Consider the following 19,434-nt stretch of genomic DNA (forward strand, 5'->3'; position numbering starts at 1 on the left):
AATGGTGTGGAGCTGACCGCTCGTTTCAGCGACCTGTGAGTGACCAAGCGTCCTCACCGCTGGTCTCGACGACTTCCAACCCCGTCTCGGGGTCGACGTCGCCGACATGCAGGTCGCCGGCATGCCCGACTCCCGTCGCGTAACGGTCGTTGGCCCCGGAACCTGATGACGACGCCGGTGGGCTCACCCCCGAGTCTCCGAAGTCTTCGAATTCCTCGTCATAGTCTGCGGCCGCCGAATGTCCGCTCGCACCATGTGTTCGGCTGCTCGCGCCGTAGCCGGAGCCGTCGCCGTCCGAACCGCCGTCTCCGCCTGTATCCGGGTTCGGTTCCTCGCCCGGGGGCGTCTCACCCTTGATGATCGCCAGTGTTCCCGGCAGATCCTCGGGCCGGACGAGGACGTCGCGGGCCTTCGACCCCTCGGAGGGTCCGACGATTCCGCGTGACTCCATGAGATCCATGAGGCGCCCGGCCTTGGCGAAGCCGACGCGCAGCTTGCGCTGCAGCATCGACGTCGAACCGAACTGTGTGGTCACGACCTGTTCAGCTGCCTGGAGCAGCAGCTCCAGATCGTCGCCGATCTCCTCGTCGATCTGCTTCGTCGGCTTCTCGACCGCAACGTCTTGACGGTAGTTGGGCTTGAGCTGTCCCTTGACGTGCTCAACGACCTTCTCGATCTCCGACTCGTTGACCCAGGCACCCTGAACACGCATCGGTTTGGCAGCACCCATGGGCAGGAACAGTGCGTCACCCTGTCCGATGAGCTTCTCTGCACCCGGCTGGTCGAGCACGACTCGGGAGTCGGCCAGGGATGAGGTGGCGAATGCCAGACGTGAGGGCACGTTGGCCTTGATCAGACCCGTGACGACGTCGACGCTGGGTCGCTGCGTGGCCAGGACCAGGTGGATGCCGGCCGCGCGTGCCAGCTGGGTGATGCGCTGGATCGAGGCCTCGACGTCGCGTGGGGCGACCATCATCAGATCGGCAAGCTCGTCGACGACGACCAGCAGGTACGGGTAGGGCTGGAGCACGCGCTCCGAGCCTGCGGGAACTTGGACCCGCCCCTCGCGGACGGCCTTGTTGAACTCGTTGATGTGCTTGAACCCGTAGTTCGCGAGGTCGTCGTAGCGGGCGTCCATTTCGCGCACAACCCATTCGAGGGCCTCGGCGGCCTTCTTCGGGTTCGTGATGATCGGAGTGATGAGGTGCGGGATGCCCTCGTAGATCGTGAGCTCCACGCGCTTCGGGTCGACGAGGATCATGCGCACCTCGTCGGGGGTCGCGCGCATCATGATCGAGGTGATCATGGAGTTCACGAAGCTCGACTTACCGGCACCGGTGGCACCGGCGACCAGCAGGTGGGGCATCTTCGACAGGTCGGCGACGACGAATCCGCCTTCGACGTCCTTGCCCACGCCCATGACCAGGGAGTGCTCGGTCTTGCGAGCGGCCTTCGACCGCAGCACATCGCCGAGGGACACGTTCTCACGGTCGGAGTTCGGGATCTCGATGCCGATCGCCTTCTTGCCGGGGATCGGCGAGAGGATGCGGACATCGGCGCTGGCCACCGCGTAGGCGATGTTCTTCGACAGCGCCGTGACCTTCTCGACCTTCGTGCCCGAACCCAGCTCCACTTCGTAGCGAGTGACCGTAGGACCACGCGAGAAACCGGTGACCTGGGCGTCGATCTTGAACTGGTCGAGTACGTCGCGCAGTGCTTCGACGACACGGTCGTTGGCCTCTGATCGCTCCTTCGCCGGGGGGCCGGGCACGAGGTAGTCCGAGTTCGGCAGTGTATAGGTGACGTCACCGGCCAAGGTGAGCTGTTCGACGCGTTCGGGCAGCTGCTCCGTGGGTGGGGGCGCTGGGTTGCTCGTCACCGGCACCGACGCCGAGGTGTCGCCTGGCGTGGTCTTGTTCGCCACCGTGGCAGCGTCATCGTCCATGCCGATGGTCTTCTTCAGCGCGGCAGTTTCCCGCTCGGCCTTCGTCGGTCGACGTTCACCGGGCTTGAACTGCGGTCGCTCGATGACCGTGGTGTCAGCGTCTTCGTCGCTGACGTCGTCTTCGTGGATGTAGGCCTTGTCGTAGGCCTTGGTCGCAGTGTCATCGTCGGCCGAGATCGGTGCATCGGCATCGGAGATCTCGGTCTTCTTCTTCCGGCTCCGACGCTTGGTCCCCATGACGGGCTTGAGGGTGGAGGTGCGCGCATTGTCGGCGACCAGGTCGGTCGGGTTGCCGTCGGCGTCCACCTCGGCGGACTTCTCCGGGCGCGCTCCCCCGGTCAGACGCAGGTAGAGCGCTGTCAGACGTTCGGGAATCGATCGCACTGGTGTCGCGGTGATGACCAGGATCGAGAAGAGCCCGAGCAGGATCAGCAGCGGCACCGCCACATAGTTGGTGGTCGCCACGACGAGGGGCGAGGAGATGACGAATCCGAGCGCGCCGCCTCCGTTGGCCATGGCCTCACTGGAGTTGGTGAATGTTGGGTTGCCTGCGGCGATGTGGGCCAGACTCGAGGCGGAAAGAAGCAAGAAGATGATGCCGATGAGGATCCGGTTGTTGCCTCTGTTGTCGTCACCTTTGAGGAACAGTCGGATCGCATAGCCGGTGAAGATCACCGGCAGGGCCAGGGCCACGCGGCCGAAGGTGCCTTCGACGACGCCTCGGACGCCTTCGCTGATCGCACCGGGAATGTTCCACCATTCGAAGGCCGCAATGACGATGGAGAGACCGATCAGGAAGAAGGCAGTGCCGTCTCTCTTAGTCGGTGAATCACTCGGTTCGTCACTGAGGATCTTTCGCGCACGGTTTCCGGCCATGTGGGACACTCCCCTCCACGCACCGGTGACAACGTTTGTCCCGGGGTCCTTGGTCCCCGCTTGCCCGGTCCGACCAGCAGTTTTGCGCGCTGAGCCTTTTCCGGTACCAGAAGCGGGGGAAGTCGTTCTGGTCGCCATGCTTCTCATCTTAGGGTGATTTTGCGCTCCTGCCCAGTAAATCCGCAGGGTTCGGCGCGCCGAACGGACCGGCGAGGGCCAGTTCACGAGGGCGTGTCGGGCTGAATACAATGGTGAGATCGGCAACCAATACCTGAGACCACCACGAGCATCGTGGGCTCACCCCACCCCATAGAGGTGTTCGGGTCGACCGGTGCTTCCGTACTGGAGTGAGACGGTGACGGCTCGGGACTCGGCCAGCCTTGCCAGGTGGCGCTGAGCTGTCGCGCGGGAGGCGCCGACGACATCGGAGACCTCCGTGGCCGTCAGCGCACGATCCGCATCTTGAAGCGCCTCAAGGATCCGACCGCTGGTCGACGAGCCCGATCCCCGGGCCGGGGCGCTCCCGGGCGAGGAGACGTCATGCAGACTGCGCAGCTGACGTTCGAGTTCCGGTTGGCTCACCTTCTCGCGTTCCCAGTAACGCCGGAAGCGGGCATAGCGCCGAAGGAAGTCCTGCAGCTCCTTCGCAGCGAAGGGTTTGAGAATATAGGTCATCGCTCCCGCCCGCAGAGCCGAGCGCACCACGTCGGGATCAGCCACCGCCGAAAGCACGATGGCATCGACTTCACTCTCACGAATCAGGTCAACACCATTGCCTTCGGGCAGAACGTAGTCGACCAACAGCAGATCCACGTCTTCTTCGGCGATGATCGTGCGTGCGGTGCGGAGATCTCTGACCGGTTCCAGAGCGTGGAATCCCGCAACCTCGTTGACGTACCGGCAGTGGATCTGCCCCACATAGAAGTCGTCGTCGAGAACCAGAACGTTGACCATCATCTCTCCTTGTCGTCCGCGTCGTCGCTGAGCACATCGGGCAGGCGCATGGCGAAGCCGGCACCGCCGAGCTGAGGATCGTGACCTGCCAGCAGCCACACCCTGCCGCCGTGTCGCCGTGCAGTCCTTCGGCACAGAGCCAGGCCGATGCCGTGGCCATGCTCCGGGCCGTGGCCATGCTCCGGATCGAGGCCATCGGCGCTGCTGATCCCCTCGTCGAAGATGGACGGCGCATCCTCATCCTCCACTCCCCCACCGGAGTCTGTGACAACGGCATGCAGCTCCGGGCCCGAACCCAGCAGCGTCACCTCGACTCTGCCGAACACCTCGTCGGTCCGAGCGGCACTCTCAGCACCGCTGCCGCTTGCATTCGTCACGACTGCACGCACCGCATTGTCGATGAGGTTGCCGAGGATGAGGGTGACGTCCTCGGGCTCCTTCACCCGGCCCAGCACCAGGGAATCCGGGGTGACGGCAAGGGCCACACCCACCTCGGCGGCGGTGGTCCCCTTCGCTTCGAGCAGTGCACGAAGGTACGGGTCGGTGATCACCTCGATGCCTTCGACTGGCGTCGCGATCGGTCCGGTCCGCAGAATTGTGGTCAGGTAGTTCCGTGCCTCGTCGGTGGCCCCCGTGTCGACGAGGCCTAGAACCGTGTGCAGACGGTTGGCGAATTCGTGGCGCTGCGTGCGCAGGGCACGCGCCATCGACGTCACCGATTCGAGCTGACGTGCCATGGTCAGCACCTGGGTCTCGTCGCGCAGGGTGAGGACCCCACCGACCGAGACTCCATCACGACTCACACGAACAGCGGTGGCCAACAGGATCCGATCGCCGACGTTGACTCGCCGCCGCAGGGCACCGCGGTCGGGCGCCTGAAGCATCATGCTGCGGATCACCTCGGGCACATCCGAGCGTGAGCTGGTCGAGGTGTCATCCGGCACCGAGACCGTCGTGTCCTTGCCCGTGTCGACATGGGCGATCCCCAGCAGCTGCTCCGCCGTGGAGTTGCTTAGGGTCGGGACTCCGACGGAGCTGAAGGCCAGAACACCGTCGTCGAGGCCGCGGAGGACCGCACCCTGATCACGTGCCATCTCCGCCAGCTCCTCGGGACCCACACCCAAGGTCTCGCGGCGCAGCCTGCGTCCCAGCGCGAGTGAGGCGATCACACCGATGACCAGGGCGAAGACGGCGACAGAGCCGAGGACAAGGAATTCACGTCGCAGGTCCGCGTCGAGCACCGAAGCGTGGATGCCCACGGAGACCTCCCCGACGACGGTCTCGTCATCAGAAGTGGAATAGATCGGCACCTTGGCGCGCACCGTCTCTCCCAGAGTGCCTCTCTCATGCGTCACGGACTCTCTGCCTGCCAGTGCCTCATCCGGGGAGGTGGACACCCGTCTGCCGATGTTGTCCCGGTTCGGGTGGGTCAGTCGGATGCCCCGGTCGTCGGTGATGACCGCGAACTCAATGCCCGAGGAGCTGCGCAGGTTGCCGGTGATCTCGAGCAGCGCAGAGGTGATCGCACCGTCGGCTTCCCCCGCCGGTTCGGCCGAGGCCTGGGTGGCGCCCTTCCTCACCTCAGGATCGATCGCCAGCGTCCGTGCTGTCGCCAGTGCCTTGGTCTCGGTGACCTCGGTGACCGAGCGGGCACCCATCCAGGCGAAGACTCCAGTCACCAGCGCCAGAGTCACCACGATGACCGCGAGCTGACTGAGCAGCACACGGCGGGAGAACGATCGGGTCGGGCGTGGCACCGGCTCACACTATCCAGGCATGAGCGAAATGCGCAAAAGGTGCCGAGGCGGCAATGACGTCGGGCATGGGCCACGACACCTTCTGCCGCAACCTTACCTGGCCAGCAGCAGCTCGGCACCCGCACCGGTGAGTGAGGCATCGAGGAGTTCGATCGTGTGTGCGCTCGGCAGGGTCGCCTCTCCCCGCCTGCGGAGTGCATCAGTGACCTGCAGCAGACAACCGGGGTTGCCGGTGACGACGATGTCGGCTCCGGTGGCGGCAATGTTCGTGGCCTTCTTGTCCCCCAGCTCGCGGGCTGCCTCCGGGCGCACCAGATTGTAGATGCCGGCCGAGCCGCAGCAGGTGTCGGCGTCCTTGATCGCAGCCAGCTTGACCCCGGGGATCTGACCCAGCAGTTCCCGTGGCGGATTGCGCACTCCTTGAGCATGGGAGAGGTGGCAGGCGTCGTGGTAGGCCACACGCAGCCCACCGTTGGCCACCGGATGTCGAGGAGCACTGGGTCCGAGTTCGACGAGGATCTCGGTCACGTCTCTGACCTTGTCCGCCAGCACCTTTGCCCGCTGGGCATAGGCGGGATCATCGGAAAGGATGTCGGCGTACTCCTTCATCGTCGATCCGCAGCCGGCGGAGTTGACGACCAGATAGTCGACCTCGGCGACGGTGAAAGTGTCCACGATCTTTCGTGCGAAGTCCTCACCCTCCTCGCTGCGCCCGGCGTGGACCGACAGTGCACCGCAGCATCCCTGCGACTGGGGCACCACGACCTCGCAGCCCTCCATATTGAGCACGCGCACCGTCGCGGCGTTGACCTGGGGGTAGAAGGTTCGCTGCACACATCCCAGCAGCATCCCCACTCGCGACCTGACCGGCAGGCTGTCGCCTTCGGCGCTGCGAGGCGGGTTCGACGCTGGAATGGTGACTCGCTTGGTCACCGGCGGTGCGATGGCCTCCATCGTGGCCAGGGTCGGTGAGAGCTTCTCGAGGATCTTGGACTTGCGGATGAGCGAGGACAGTCCCGTCCGCTGGTAGGCCTTGAGCGGTGCCAGCAGGATGGCCAGACGGCCCGGGTACGGGAACAGTTGGAAGATCGCGGCCCGCAGCGCCACCTCGGCGCGGCTGCGATGCGCTTTTCCGTTGCGCTCGACCTGTCCGCGGGTGGCTTCGATGAGCTTGTCGTACTGAACTCCCGACGGGCAGGCAGTGACGCAGGCCATGCAGCCCAGGCAGGCGTCGAAGTGTTCGACCATGGATGCGCTCATCGGCCCGTTCTCCAGACCCTCCTGCATGAGGTAGATGCGTCCGCGCGGTGAGTCCTCCTCATTTCCCCACAGCTGGTAGGTGGGGCAGGCGGGAAGGCAGAAGCCGCAATGGACGCAGTCAGCGATGAGACTCGGATCCGGTGGGTTGAAGACATCGAAGGCCGAATGGTCAATGGTCGGCGGCGCCATTTCCATCGTGGCCTGACCCGCGGTGGCCATCGTCGCCTCCAGCGGCGTCGGCCCGGTCCCTTCGCTTGGCGTTCCGCCGCCCTGGCAGCCTCCTGCGCCACCGCAATCGCATGACATCACAGTCCTCCTATTCCACGTCCGGGTGAGAGCAGACCGTCCGGATCGAACCGGTCCTTGATGGTGGCCATGAGGCCGAACCCGGGGATCTCACCCCAGGCATCGACGTCGCCCCACACCGAGGCGGGGGCACACAGAACGGTCGCGCTCAGCTGCTTCTGGCCCCATGAGCGCAGGTGTTCGAGAACCACTCGGGTCGCAATCGTGGGATCCGAGTCAAGGGCACCGATGCCGAGGTCGAAGACGCCCATGGCGGACCCGCGCAGTTGGATCGGGTAGCCGATGGCGTCTTCGAGGTGCTCGACTTCCGAGACCAGCTGCGGGACCAGTGCCGGTGAGACTGCGGCCCGGATGGTCACCGGTGCCTGGGCTCGCCGTGACCACCAGCTGGGTCGGACACTGTGCGCGGCCCCGGGGAAGGTGTCGACGATGGTGTCGGTGCGGGACTCAACGGACTCGGGGAGTCCGTCGACCATGACCACGGTCGACGCCTGCTCACCCGGTGAACGGTCGATCTCGACGGCGGCCGGAGCCACCTGGGAGCCGATGGCCCCGAGGGCGGAATCGGCGCCCGGGATCTCGACGAATCCCTGGGCCTGGGGTTTCGGGTACAGCCGGAGTGCGGCGCTGGTGATGATCCCCAACGTCCCCCAGGACCCGGTCATGAGCTTGGCGAGGTCGTAGCCCGCGACGTTCTTCACGACCTTGCCTCCGGCCTTCGCGATCGTGCCGTCGGCGAGGACGACGGTGACCCCGAGGACGACTTCACGCAGCGGCAGGCGGCCGATGCGCCGTGGGCCCACGGCGCGGGTGGCGATGGCTCCGCCCAAGGTTGAGCCGGAGTCGGTGCGGTCGGCAGGAAAGTCCGGGAGGAGCTCCTGGTCTCCGGTGTCGGCGACTCGGTTCAGTTCGGAGATCGTGGTTCCTGCCTCGGCCACGACGATGAGGTCGCCGGGAGAGTGTTCGGTGACCTGGTTGAGACCGCCCATGTCGATGAGGAGGCCAGGGGTGTGCCCCGGCGGGTGATCATCGAGCGCGGTCCCACCACCGTAGACGGCGATGGTGCGTGAGTCGCGATGCGCGCGGGAGACGAGTTCGGAGAGTTCCTCGACACTGTCGGGTCGGGCGATCCTGGGGAGTTCCTGCGTCAAAACAGCTCCGCCTTTCCGGCTGCTTGGAGTGGGTGCTCCCCCGATGTTCGCCGAGGCGGTTCCCCGCACAGCCGTGGTGTCGGGAAGATCTTTCCCGGGTTGGACAGATAGTCCGGGTCGAACGCGCAGCGCAGAACCTGCATCGTGTCCAAGTCCTCATGCGTGAACATTCGCGGCATGAATTTGGCTTTGTCGGATCCGACCCCATGCTCCCCGGTGATCGAACCGCCTTCACTCAGGCACAGGTCAAGGATCCGACCCGAAGCGGTCTCCGCCAATTCGGTCTGGCCCTCGACGCTGCCGTCGAAGAGCACAAGCGGATGCAGATTGCCGTCTCCGGCGTGGAAGACGTTGGCGACTCGTACACCGCATTCCTCCGCGATCATGGAGATCGAAGCCAGCACGGGCCCGAGTCTGGAGCGTGGGATCACTCCGTCCTGGACGATGTAGTCGGGGCTGATCCGGCCGACCGCCGCGAAGGCTGATTTCCGGCCCTTCCAGATCAGACCGCGTTCGACATCGTCGACGGCGACGCGCACCTCACCAGCACCGTGGTCCTTCGCCCGGGCGATGACCGTCTCCCGCTCGAGATCGACGTCAATGGCCGGCCCATCGAGTTCGACGACGAGGACGGCACCGGCACCGTCGGGATAGTTACACGCCACGGCCTTCTCTGCGGCCTCGATGGCCAGCGCGTCCATCATCTCGATGGCGGCGGGCATGATTCCCGCAGAGATGATGTCACTGACCGCCTCCCCCGCCGCATCGGTCGACTCGAACCCGATGAGCAGCGTCTCCACCGCTTCAGGCAGTCGGGTCAGCCGCACCGTCACCTCGGTGACGATGCCAAGAGTCCCCTCGGATCCGCAGAGCACGCCGAGGAGGTCATAGCCCGGGTATTCGGGAGCCTGCCCCCCGATCTCGACGATGTCACCCTGGGCGGTGACGAGAGTGAGACCGGTGACGTGATTGGTGGTGAAACCGTATTTCAGGCAGTGGGCACCGCCGGAGTTCTCAGCGACATTCCCGCCGATCGAGCACACGCTCTGACTCGAGGGGTCCGGGGCGAAGTAGTAGCCGTGCGGGTTGGCCTCGGTGGACAGCGTGAGGTTGATGACCCCTGGCTGCACGATCGCGCGCTGGGCCAGCGGGTCGATGTCGAGGATGTCCCTCATCGTCGACATGACGATGAGCACACCCTCTGCGTGCGGTTGGGCCCCACCGGAGAGCCCGGTGCCCGAACCGCGGGCGACGAAGGGGACGTCGAACTCATGGCAGGCACGCACGGTCAGGGCCACCTCGGCGGTGGAGGTGACACGGATGACCAGCGCGGGCACGGTCCTGTGCACGGCCAGACCATCGCACTCATACGTTTTGCGTTCGTTCTCGTCGATGACGATCGCCTTTGGTGGCAAATGCGGTTCGATCCGTGTGAGAACCGAGTCGATTCTGCTCATGCCCACTTCCGCCTCCTTGCGTCAATGAAGTCGAGCTTAGCGAAGAACGCCGCCGAAAATGTGCTCCCTGGCACATTTTCGACGGCGTTCTTACGTGGTGAGACTCCTGAACCGTGCAGACTCAGGACCATGCAGGCTCAGGACTGAGCAGGCTCAGGGCATGCGCGCGTAGGCCGGCAGTGTCAGGAAGTCAACGTACTCATCGGCGACGGCCACGGACAGGAACGTGTCAGTGGCATCCTTCCAGTCCGACTCCTCGCCCGGGAGCTTCGCAACCTCTTCGGTCACGACCTGGCGCACGAAGTCAGCGGTGACGGTGACTCCGGTGTCGAGTTCGACTCCGGCGTCCATCCACTGCCAGACCTGGGAGCGTGAGATCTCCGCGGTCGCGGCGTCCTCCATGAGTCCGTTGATGGCCACAGCACCGTTGCCTTCGAGCCAGGCGCGCAGGTACTGGATGCCCACTGAGACATTGGTCCGCAGACCCTTCTCTGTCATCGACCCCGGGGTCGACTTGACGTCGAGGAGCTCAGCGGCGGACACGGAGACGTCATCGCGCTTGTTCTCAATCTGGTTCGCGTTGTCTCCCAGCGTCTCGGTGAAGACCTCCTTGCACAGGGCGACCATGCCGGGGTGAGCCACCCAGGAGCCGTCGAAGCCCTTGCCGGCCTCGCGGGACTTGTCCTCGCGGACCTTGTTGAAGGCGGCTTCGTTCTCGTCAGGATCCTTCGAGGGAACGAAAGCGGACATGCCTCCGATCGCGTGTGCGCCGCGCTTGTGGCAGGTGTGCACGAGGAGCTCGGTGTAGGCGCGCATGAACGGCACCGTCATCGTGACATCCGAGCGGTCGGGCAGCAGGAAGTCGGAGCCGCGGGCGCGGAAGTTCTTGATCACGGAGAAGATGTAGTCCCAGCGGCCGGCGTTGAGTCCCGAGGAGTGCTCGCGCAGTTCGTAGAGGATCTCCTCCATCTCGAAGGCCGCTGGGTAGGTTTCGATGAGCACGGTGGCACGGATGGTGCCCCGCGCCAGGTCGAAAGAGTCCTCGGCATGGTCGAAGACCTGGTTCCACAGGCGCGCCTCGAGGTGGGACTCCATCTTCGGCAGGTAGAAGTAGGGACCCTTGCCCTTCTCGATCTGGAGCTGCCCGGCGGTGGCGAAGTAGAGCGCGAAGTCCACGAGGGAACCCGAGGTCTCTTCACCGTCGACGAGGATGTGCTTCTCCGGCATGTGCCAGCCGCGGGGGCGGACGACGATGGTCGGCAGCTCCTCGTCGGGAGCCAGGGTGTAGGACTTGCCCTCGGGTGAGGTGAAGTCGATCTCACGGTTCAACGAGTCAAGCAGGTTGACCTGTCCGCCGATGACCGAGCCCCATTCCGGGGTGTTCGCATCCTCCTGGTCGGCCAGCCAGACCTTGGCCCCGGAGTTCAGGGCATTGATCGTCATCTTCTTGTACGTCGGCCCGGTCATCTCCACGCGCCGGTCCTCGAGGCCCGGTGCCGGCGGTGCGACCTGCCAGCTGGGATCATTGCGGATCTCGGCGGTCTCGGGGAGGAAGTCGAGGTCGGCACCGGCGGCAATCTGAGCCTGGCGCTCCTTGCGGGCCTCCAGCCGTTCGAGGCGGTCCCCGTTGAACTTCCGGTTCAGCTCGACGATGAGTTCGAGGGCCTTCGGGGTGAGCACCTTCTCTGCCCCGTCCGGCAGTTCGCCGGTGATCTCCATGCCTGCTGGAATGTCCAGATTCTCAATATGAGCAGTCATCGGTCGTTCTCCTTAGTCGGCACATTCACTAGTGCATCGCTTGTCGCTGGCAACGGGGTTTAGCCTGCGAAACTTTCACATCGTGAAATCTATTGTTCACACACCGAAAAGAATAGGAGGTGATGCACATCTCGTCAAACGCTTCCCTCGAGGTGAGACTGTCCAAGCCCTTGACGATTCCACAGCCGACCAACGACGATGAGGCCAGGTACTTCGTTTGCGGAGTCGAGCCGGTGACTGCCCACCCCCTGGTGGCAGGCGTGGGACTCGCGCTCCTCGACCAAGCGGCAACGACGCTGCGGATCGGAATCACGATGGACAACCTCGCTGTAGCCGCGCTGCTTGCGCTCACACCCATCCTCTTGGCGGGAATCCTGCTCATCGGCTTTCGCTGGCCTGCCAAATACGCGATGCCGATCGGTCTGGTGGCGGCCGCTCTCGTCGCCAACTTCGCCTGGCAGATCGAGTGGGTGACGATCGGCGCCTCCATCGTTCAGGGCCTGCTGGTGGCGATCGGCCTGCTCTGGATCGTCTTCGGTGCTCTGCTCCTGTTGGCTACGGTCACTCGCTCGGGCGCCATCGAGACCATTCGGGCCGGCTTCATCTCGATCTCGCCCGACCGACGCATCCAGGTCATCATCATCGCCTGGCTCTTCGGCTCCTTCATCGAAGGCGCAGCCGGTTTCGGCACACCCGCCGCCGTCGTCGCCCCACTCCTGCTCGCACTCGGCTTCCCTGCGATCGCAGCGGTCCTCGCCGGACTCATCATCCAGTCGACTCCCGTGAGCTTCGGCGCCGTCGGCACTCCTATGCTCGTGGGCATCGGTGAGGGTCTGGCCAAGGAGGATGGGACCATGTCCACCGGCGTCGCGGAACGCGCCGCTCAGCTCGGGCTCAACCAATCCGAATTCATCGCCCACACGGCCACTCAGGTCGCACTCATCCATGCCATCTGCGGAATCCTGATCCCACTGCTGCTCGCCTGCCTGATGACCGGATTCTTCGGCGCGAACAGACGATTCGCCGATGGTCTTGCCGTGGCGCCCTTCGCCATCTTCTCGGCGCTGGCCATGGTCGTGCCCTACCTCATCGTGGCCAAACTGCTCGGACCCGAGTTCCCCGCCCTGCTGGGCGGTCTCATCGGCTTGGCCATCGTCGTCACGACGAGCAAGCTCGGCTTCCTCATGCCGAAGAAGATCTGGGACTTCGCGCCGCGTGAGAACTGGCCCGCGCACTGGATGGGCACGGTCGACCCCAACAAGGAGAAGGCACACCTGACGAAGAGGATGTCTCTGGTCAGAGCCTGGTCGCCCTACCTCATCGTCGTCATCTGCCTGCTCCTCACGCGCAACATTCCCGCCGTCAAGGAGTTCCTCACCGGTCCTGCCGTCATCAAGGTCGAGGGGATCTTCGGCACTCCGATCAATCAGAACCTCGATCTGCTCTACTCCCCCGGCGCCATCTTCGTCCTCGCCTGCGCGCTCACCTACCTCATCCACCGGATGAGCGGGAAGCAGATCCTCGGGTCGTGGCAGATCGCCGGCTCCCAGATCGCCAGTGCCGCGGTAGCGCTGCTGTGCTCACTGCCGCTCGTTCGCGTATTCATCAACTCCGGAGCCGACTACAACAATGCCGGCCTCGATTCGATGCCGGTCACCCTCGCCGAGGCGGCCGCGAGCACCGTCGGAGACGCCTGGCCCCTCCTCGCCCCGTTCGTCGGTGCCCTGGGTGCCTTCGTCGCCGGCTCCAACACGGTCTCGAACGTCATGTTCTCGCAGTTCCAGTTCTCCACCGGAGTGGCCATCGGTGCCTCGAGCCCGGAGACGGTGGTCGCCGCGCAGGCCGTGGGCGGCGCGGCCGGGAACATGGTCGCCGTCCACAACGTCGTGGCCGCTTCGGCGACCGTCGGCCTCGTCGGGCGCGAGGGCGAGCTCATCCGGCGCACTTCGATCCCGATGCTCGTGTACTCGCTGGCTGCCGGCGCCCTGGCCTTCATCGGCATCAACGGCATCGGGATGAATGCCGGCACCGTGGTCTTCTCCGCGGTCATCGTCGGTCTCCTCGTGGCAGTCGTCGTCGCCTCCCGATCGCCGGGCAAGCCGCTCGTCGTTGCCGGCACGACTGCCGACCGGCCCATCACGTCGTAGTCGCGAAGGCCCTCGAGGACCGAGCCCGCAGCATCTGTGCACAGCTCAGGCGAGTTCGCCTCCCTCGATCAACGCGAAGCCCGCTTTCATCGCCGCTGGGGACGGTAAAAGCGAGCTCTACGTTGATCGGCGCGCCTGACGTCCGAGTGCGCGTTGATCGGGATGTCGGTCCAGAGACCCCAGAGATGCAGTTCGCCCGCGGTGGGCCCTCCTGCAAGGGTGCACCGCGGGCGAACTATACAGACTTCGTCGAACGAACTCTGAAGAACGAACTCTGAAGAACGAACCCTGTCGAACGAACTCAGACGATGACGACCATGGGGACGATCATCGGCTTGCGACGCAGCTTCGAGGACGCCCAGCGCCCCACAGTGCGGCGCACGACCTGCTGCAGCTGATACTGGTCCGCGTTGCCGTCCTTGAGGGCATCCTCGACGGCCTTCGTGACCTTCGGCATGATCGAGTCGAAGACGGAATCGGATTCGGCCACACCACGGGCATGGATCTCAGGTCCGGCGATGAGGGACTTGGACTGGCTGTTGACGGCCATGAAGATCGTGACGAAGCCTTCGCCGGAGAGCACGAGACGGTCCTTGAGGTCCGCTTCGGTGATCTCGCCGACCGAGGAGCCGTCGACGAAGACGAAGTTGCAGTCCACTGCACCCACAACCTCGGCGTGGCCGTCCTTGAGGTCGACCACCCAGCCGTCGTCGGCGAGGACGATGTTGTCCGGATTCACTCCGGTCGCCTCGGCGTGTCTGGCGTTGGCGAGCATGTGTCGCCATTCGCCGTGGACGGGCATGACGCCGCGGGGCTTGACGATGTTGTAGCAGTAGAGCAGTTCGCCGCCGGAGGCGTGTCCGGACACATGGACCTTGGCGTCTGCCTTGGAGATGACGTTGGCGCCCAGCTTCATCAGCCCGTTGATGACCTTGAACACGGAGTTCTCGTTGCCGGGGATGAGCGAGGAGGCGAGGATGACGGTGTCGCCGTCGCCCACCTCGACGCGGTGTGAGCGGTTGGCCATGCGCGAGAGCGCAGCCATCGGCTCACCCTGAGAACCGGTGCACATGAGCACGACCTGGTCGTCGGGGAGCTTGTCGACCTCTTTGATGTCGATGAGAGCACCGCGCGGGACCTTGAGGTACCCGAGATCCTCGGCGATCTTCATGTTGCGCACCATCGACCGGCCGACGAGTGCGACCTTGCGGCCGTGTGCGTCGGCGGCGTTGAGCACCTGCTGGACACGGTGGATGTGCGAGGAGAACGAGGCGACGATGATGCGGCGCTCGGCGTGACCGAAGAGGTTCTCGAGAACCGGTCCGATGTCCTTCTCCAGGGCGGTGAACCCGGGGACCTCGGCGTTCGTCGAGTCCGTCATGAACAGGTCGACGCCTTCCTCGCCGAGGCGGGCGAAGGCGCGCAGGTCCGTGATCCGGCCGTCGAGGGGAAGCTGGTCCATCTTGAAGTCGCCGGTGTGGAGGATGTTGCCCGCCCCGGTGCGGATGAAGACCGCGAGAGCATCGGGAATCGAGTGGTTGACGGCAACGAACTCGAGGTCGAAGGGACCGAGCTGATCGAGGTCGTCTTCCTTGACCACACGCGTGATCGGCTTGATCCGGTGTTCCTTGAGCTTGGCTTCGATGAGAGCGATCGTCAGCTTCGAACCGAGGATCGGGATATCGGCCTTGCGACGCAGCAGGTAAGGCACGGCTCCGATGTGGTCCTCGTGCCCGTGGGTCAGCACGAGGCCGATGATGTCATCGAGACGATCGTCGAGGTAGGAGAAATCGGGAAGGATGAGGTCGACGCCGGGCTGGTCCTCTTCTGGGAAGAGGACGCCGCAGTCGACGATGAGCAGCTTGCCGTGGTACTCGAACACGGTCATGTTGCGGCCGACTTCGCCGAGGCCGCCGAGCGCGACGATGCGGACCGCTTCTGGGTCCATCTTCGGCGGAAGCTTCAATTCTTGAGTCAATGCATTATTCACTGAGGTAACCACTCCTGGTCAATTGGGCGGTCACGAGGGCCATCTGCTCGTCATCTGCTGGGAGCAGCGGCATTCGCGTACCGCGGTTGTCAAGTACTCCTTGGGCCTGCAATGCGGCCTTCGCCGAGATGACTCCCGGCATGTGATTCATGAGCGCGTCGACCATGTCCCCGGTTGCCAGGGAGATTGCGCGAGCGGTGGTGAGGTCATTGTTCGCCACAGCTTGCACCATGTCCGCGAACCGCGCTGTGCAGACATGGCCCGCCACTGACACGACGCCCAGGGCGCCGAGGGCCAGCAGCGGCAGGTTGAGCGAGTCCTCGCCCGAGTAGTAGACGAGGGAGCTGCGGTTCATCACCTGCGCCGAGGCGAAGAGGTCACCCTTGGCGTCTTTGACCGCGAGGATGTTGGGGTGATCGGCCAACCCGAGGAGGGTCTCCGTTCTGATGGGCACGCCCGATCGTCCCGGGATGTCGTAGAGCATGACGGGAAGATCAGTGGAGTCTGCGGCCGCGCGCATGTGGGCGGCGATGGCCGGCTGTGTCGGCTTCGAGTAGTAGGGCGTGACGATGAGGATGCCGTCCGCACCCGCGGCTGCCGAGCGCTTGGACAGATCAATGGTGTGTGAGGTGACGTTGTTGCCGGTGCCTGCAATGATCTTCGCGCGAGTGCCGATGGCACCGCGGACGACCTTGAGCAGCTCGATCTTCTCATCGTCGGTCGTCGTCGGTGATTCGCCGGTGGTCCCGGACACGACGAGCATATTGTTGCCCAGGTCGACGAGGTGGTTCGCCACCTTCTCCACGGCAGGATAATCAATGGTTCCGTCGTCCTTGAACGGCGTCACCATCGCCGTGCCGACAGTACCGAACGCATCAATTGCAGCGGCTGCTGCGCTGTCACCGAGAATCGCCATACGAAAAGGATACCGCGCAGAGCCAACGACTGCGGCAGCGGCCGTCCGCGCGCCACGGGTGCGTTTTGCCATCACCGCCTGCCACCCGTCGCTGCATGCCGCTCATCGGCGGGTTGCGAGGCGTTCATCTGGGGTGATCCTTGGCGTTGAGGCCACGAGAGACAGATCACACGGACCGGAACCTGGCCTCTGCCTTGCCTGCGGCGATGTCGGCGGCGTGGCCTGCGGCGATGTCAGCGACACCCAGCAGACTCCCAGCGGTGAGCTCAAGGGAGGCAGCGATCCGATCGGACGTGGTGGAACTGCGACCGGTGGCCGCCGCAAGGTCGAAGCCGTCGATCGCTGCGATGAGGGTGTCGACGATGAGATCCACATCGGCATGCGGTAAGAAGCTACCGTCGTCGATGCCGATCTCGATGAGCGCCCGGAAGTGGGCGCTCCATGTGTCGAAGACTGCCTCGACCGACTCCGCCAGATAGTCATTGCGCGACGAGGCGGCGACGAGTTCGATCCATACCTGTGAGCGTCGTTGCAGGTCACCGATCATCGGGACGGCCCGCAGACTTGACTGCAGCCTCTCCCACGCTGTCCCCTGCTCCTGAGTCAGACCCGCGATAGCTTCGACCACCGAGCTGGTGTGGGCTGAGAACGCGCGGACGAGCAGATCCTCACGCGAGCCGAAATAGTACTGCACTGTGCCCACGGAGAATCCCGCCGCCTCGGCGATGTCCCTCATCCGCACTGCTTCCGGGCCGCGCTTCGCGATCTGGTCAAGGGCGGATTCGAGGATGATCCCGCGCCTGGCCGCGACCTCGACCGCGGAATACTGGGGACGCGGGCTCACGCTGCTGCCACCCTTACGTCGCTCAAGAGACTGCAGCCAGACTGCTTGCGGCCTGCAGGCCCTCAAAGACGGCTTCCTCCACGGTTCGCGGTGCCACGGCATCGCCGATGGTGCGAACACTGGCGGACCCGAAGTCGAGATCGGGGACCACGGATTGCGGCGCACCGGAGACGATGGTAGCGGCGACACCGTCGACCTCGTGGACGATCTCGCACAGCGTCGACTGCAGGTAGCCTGTCGTCGCGTCGACTCCGACCAGGCGGGCATCGTTGACGAAGTCGACTCCTGCCCGCAGGGCCTGGGACATGAGCAGTGTGCGTGTGTACTGCTGGATCGCGGCTCCGGCGAAGTTCGCGGCGGTCGCCAAGGTCACCGGCACCCGAGCCTCGGCCAGGCGCAGAGCGATGCCCAGGCCGATCCAATCGCCTTTCCAGTCGCTCACAAGCACACGGCCGGCAGGCAGGCTCGGCGGGGTGCGCAGATAGTCGCGGGCACCGATGACGAGTGCCTCATCGTCGACCTCGAGGTGCGGCATGCGCTGCTTCGCACCCGTCGCGACGATCACGTGATCGGGTGCCACATCGTCAAGGACCTGCTGGGTCACCGGAGTCGAGGTGCGGAGGTCGACTCCCGCGCGCCTGGCCTCGGCGCTGAGGTTCGTTGCCGCTCCCCCGAATTCAGATCGATAGGGCAGCTCCTGTGCCAGCAGCACGGCCCCGCCGAGGTGGGGCTCGCGTTCGCAGAGTACGACGTCATCACCCTGTTCGGCTGCCACTGCTGCCGCCTTGAGTCCGGCGGGCCCTCCCCCGATGACGAGCACACGACGTCGGGCCCTCACCCGTGGCCGGGGCAGGAATGTCAGCTCTCTGCCCGATTCGGGGTACTGGATGCAGGAGATGGGCACACCCATCTGGAAGTGACCGATGCAGGCCTGGTTGCAGCCGATGCAGGCTCGGATCTCGTCCACGGCGTCGCGGTCTGCCTTGTTGGCGATCGCTGGGTCGCAGATCATCGCCCGAGTCATGATCGCCATGTCGGTACGGCCCTCGGCGATGGCTTTCTCCGCTTCGTGGGGCTGGTTGATCCGTCCGGCGACCATCACCGGCCGGTCGGTGATCTTCTTGACCTGTTCGGACAGGCTCGCCGCGTAGGCCGGGTCGATCTGCATCGAGGGGACGATGTGCACCGCACCCTGGAGAGTCGAGGAGTCTCCGGCCGTGATCGAGAAGTAGTCGAGGCAGTCCACACCGTCTGTGCCTTCGACACTATTGCCTGTCTTCATCTCGTCGAGGGCCGCGATGAGGTCGAGAACCTCGGTGGCGACCAGGCCGTCCTCTGTCTTCTCCTCCCCCGAGATCCTTAAGCCAACCACGATGTCTGAGCCCACTGCGGCACGGACCCCGGCGACGACCTCGGCGAGGAAGCGGCGACGATTGGCCGGGCTGCCGCCGTATTCGTCGGTGCGCGTGTTCACTCGCGGGTTGAAGAACTGGATCGGCAGGTAACCGTGGCTGGCCACGATCTCGACCCCGTCGATGCCGCTGCCGGCGATGCGCTTCGCAGCGCTCGCATACCCGGCGATGATCTCCTTGATCATGGAGGTGCTCAGCGCCTCGGGGACCACCTTGAACCTCTCCTGCGGTTCGTCGCTGGGAGCCACGGCGCGCGGCGCCATGCCGGCCTCGCCGTCCATGACTTCACGGCCGGGATGGAAGAGCTGGGCGAAGATGGTGGCACCGTGACGGTGGACCGCCTCGGCGACGGCCCGGTATCCGGGCACCGAGGAATCATCGGTGGCCATGAGCACATGGTTGGTGTAGCGGGCGGTCTCGTGGACCCCGGAGACCTGGAGGACGATGAGTCCGCAGCCGCCTTCGGCTCGTGCCTCGTGGTAGGCGATGAGGTCATCGCCGATCATCCCGTTCTCGTCGAGGACGGTGTCGTGGCCCGAGGACACGATGCGGTTGCGAATGGACCGCCGGCCCAGTGTGATGGGCTCGAAGAGGTGGGGGAACAGTTGAGACATGATCATCCTTGATCCATGCGGGTGCGGCCTGACGCATAATTCATATC

General features: G+C 64.9%; 12 protein-coding genes. 1 reads left to right on the plus strand and 11 read right to left on the minus strand.

Annotated features, from left to right (window positions below; translation table 11 throughout):
* Positions 1-25 precede the first annotated feature (25 nt).
* The 7 genes from AAFP32_RS10535 to aceB form a co-directional block, all read right to left on the minus strand.
* Positions 26-2,821, minus strand: a complete 2,796-nt coding sequence (locus AAFP32_RS10535; RefSeq protein ID WP_350269102.1) for a DNA translocase FtsK — start codon at positions 2,819-2,821, stop codon at positions 26-28.
* 297 nt (positions 2,822-3,118) lie between these two features.
* On the minus strand, positions 3,119-3,778 hold the full coding sequence (locus AAFP32_RS10540) for a response regulator (protein WP_350269103.1): 660 nt from the start codon (positions 3,776-3,778) through the stop codon (positions 3,119-3,121).
* Positions 3,775-5,532: a sensor histidine kinase gene (locus AAFP32_RS10545; RefSeq protein WP_350269104.1), complete on the minus strand. Its 1,758-nt coding sequence runs from the start codon at positions 5,530-5,532 to the stop codon at positions 3,775-3,777. The genes AAFP32_RS10540 and AAFP32_RS10545 overlap by 4 nt, the downstream gene beginning before the upstream one ends.
* A gap of 93 nt (positions 5,533-5,625) precedes the next feature.
* A complete protein-coding gene (locus tag AAFP32_RS10550) occupies positions 5,626-7,098 on the minus strand; it encodes a (Fe-S)-binding protein (protein ID WP_350269105.1) in 1,473 nt (490 codons plus the stop codon).
* A complete protein-coding gene (locus AAFP32_RS10555; RefSeq protein WP_350269106.1) occupies positions 7,098-8,249 on the minus strand; it encodes an FAD-binding oxidoreductase in 1,152 nt (383 codons plus the stop codon). The genes AAFP32_RS10550 and AAFP32_RS10555 overlap by 1 nt, the downstream gene beginning before the upstream one ends.
* Complete coding sequence (locus AAFP32_RS10560) at positions 8,246-9,706, minus strand: FAD-linked oxidase C-terminal domain-containing protein (RefSeq protein ID WP_350269107.1); 1,461 nt, start codon at positions 9,704-9,706, stop codon at positions 8,246-8,248. The genes AAFP32_RS10555 and AAFP32_RS10560 overlap by 4 nt, the downstream gene beginning before the upstream one ends.
* 153 nt (positions 9,707-9,859) lie before the next feature.
* Positions 9,860-11,464, minus strand: coding sequence for a malate synthase A (gene aceB / locus AAFP32_RS10565; RefSeq protein ID WP_101641911.1), 1,605 nt, complete (start codon positions 11,462-11,464; stop codon positions 9,860-9,862).
* A 122-nt stretch (positions 11,465-11,586) separates the two neighbouring features.
* Here aceB and AAFP32_RS10570 point away from each other — a divergent pair, with 122 nt between their 5' ends.
* The gene (locus AAFP32_RS10570; RefSeq protein WP_350269108.1) at positions 11,587-13,611 is read left to right on the plus strand and encodes an L-lactate permease; all 2,025 of its coding nucleotides are present in this window, start codon (positions 11,587-11,589) and stop codon (positions 13,609-13,611) included.
* Positions 13,612-13,912: 301 nt separating this feature from the next.
* On the opposite strand, the gene AAFP32_RS10575 is transcribed toward AAFP32_RS10570, so the two are convergent.
* The 4 genes from AAFP32_RS10575 to AAFP32_RS10590 all read right to left on the minus strand — a co-directional run bounded on the left by AAFP32_RS10575 (position 13,913) and on the right by AAFP32_RS10590 (position 19,387).
* Positions 13,913-15,559, minus strand: a complete 1,647-nt coding sequence (locus AAFP32_RS10575) for a ribonuclease J (protein ID WP_350271487.1) — start codon at positions 15,557-15,559, stop codon at positions 13,913-13,915.
* A gap of 34 nt (positions 15,560-15,593) precedes the next feature.
* A complete protein-coding gene (gene dapA / locus AAFP32_RS10580) occupies positions 15,594-16,517 on the minus strand; it encodes a 4-hydroxy-tetrahydrodipicolinate synthase (protein ID WP_350269109.1) in 924 nt (307 codons plus the stop codon).
* 166 nt (positions 16,518-16,683) lie between these two features.
* A complete protein-coding gene (locus tag AAFP32_RS10585; RefSeq protein ID WP_350269110.1) occupies positions 16,684-17,361 on the minus strand; it encodes a TetR/AcrR family transcriptional regulator in 678 nt (225 codons plus the stop codon).
* Positions 17,362-17,383: 22 nt separating this feature from the next.
* Positions 17,384-19,387 (minus strand): NADH:flavin oxidoreductase, encoded by a 2,004-nt coding sequence (locus AAFP32_RS10590; RefSeq protein ID WP_350269111.1) that lies wholly within the window; start codon positions 19,385-19,387, stop codon positions 17,384-17,386.
* Positions 19,388-19,434: the final 47 nt, after the last annotated feature.

The organism is Brevibacterium sp. CBA3109 (assembly GCF_040256645.1).
GTDB classification, from domain to species: Bacteria; Actinomycetota; Actinomycetes; order Actinomycetales; family Brevibacteriaceae; genus Brevibacterium; species Brevibacterium koreense.

Bases quoted from the DNA above. Each gene is read 5' to 3' on its own strand.
- AAFP32_RS10535 (WP_350269102.1), bottom strand. From the start codon at position 2,821: ATGGCCGGAAACCGTGCGCGAAAGATCCTCAGTGACGAACCGAGTGAT.
- AAFP32_RS10540 (WP_350269103.1), bottom strand. From the start codon at position 3,778: ATGATGGTCAACGTTCTGGTTCTCGACGACGACTTCTATGTGGGGCAG.
- AAFP32_RS10550 (WP_350269105.1), bottom strand. From the start codon at position 7,098: ATGTCATGCGATTGCGGTGGCGCAGGAGGCTGCCAGGGCGGCGGAACG.
- AAFP32_RS10560 (WP_350269107.1), bottom strand. From the start codon at position 9,706: ATGAGCAGAATCGACTCGGTTCTCACACGGATCGAACCGCATTTGCCA.
- aceB (WP_101641911.1), bottom strand. From the start codon at position 11,464: ATGACTGCTCATATTGAGAATCTGGACATTCCAGCAGGCATGGAGATC.
- AAFP32_RS10570 (WP_350269108.1), top strand. From the start codon at position 11,587: ATGCACATCTCGTCAAACGCTTCCCTCGAGGTGAGACTGTCCAAGCCC.
- AAFP32_RS10575 (WP_350271487.1), bottom strand. From the start codon at position 15,559: ATGGACCCAGAAGCGGTCCGCATCGTCGCGCTCGGCGGCCTCGGCGAA.
- dapA (WP_350269109.1), bottom strand. From the start codon at position 16,517: ATGGCGATTCTCGGTGACAGCGCAGCAGCCGCTGCAATTGATGCGTTC.
- AAFP32_RS10590 (WP_350269111.1), bottom strand. From the start codon at position 19,387: ATGTCTCAACTGTTCCCCCACCTCTTCGAGCCCATCACACTGGGCCGG.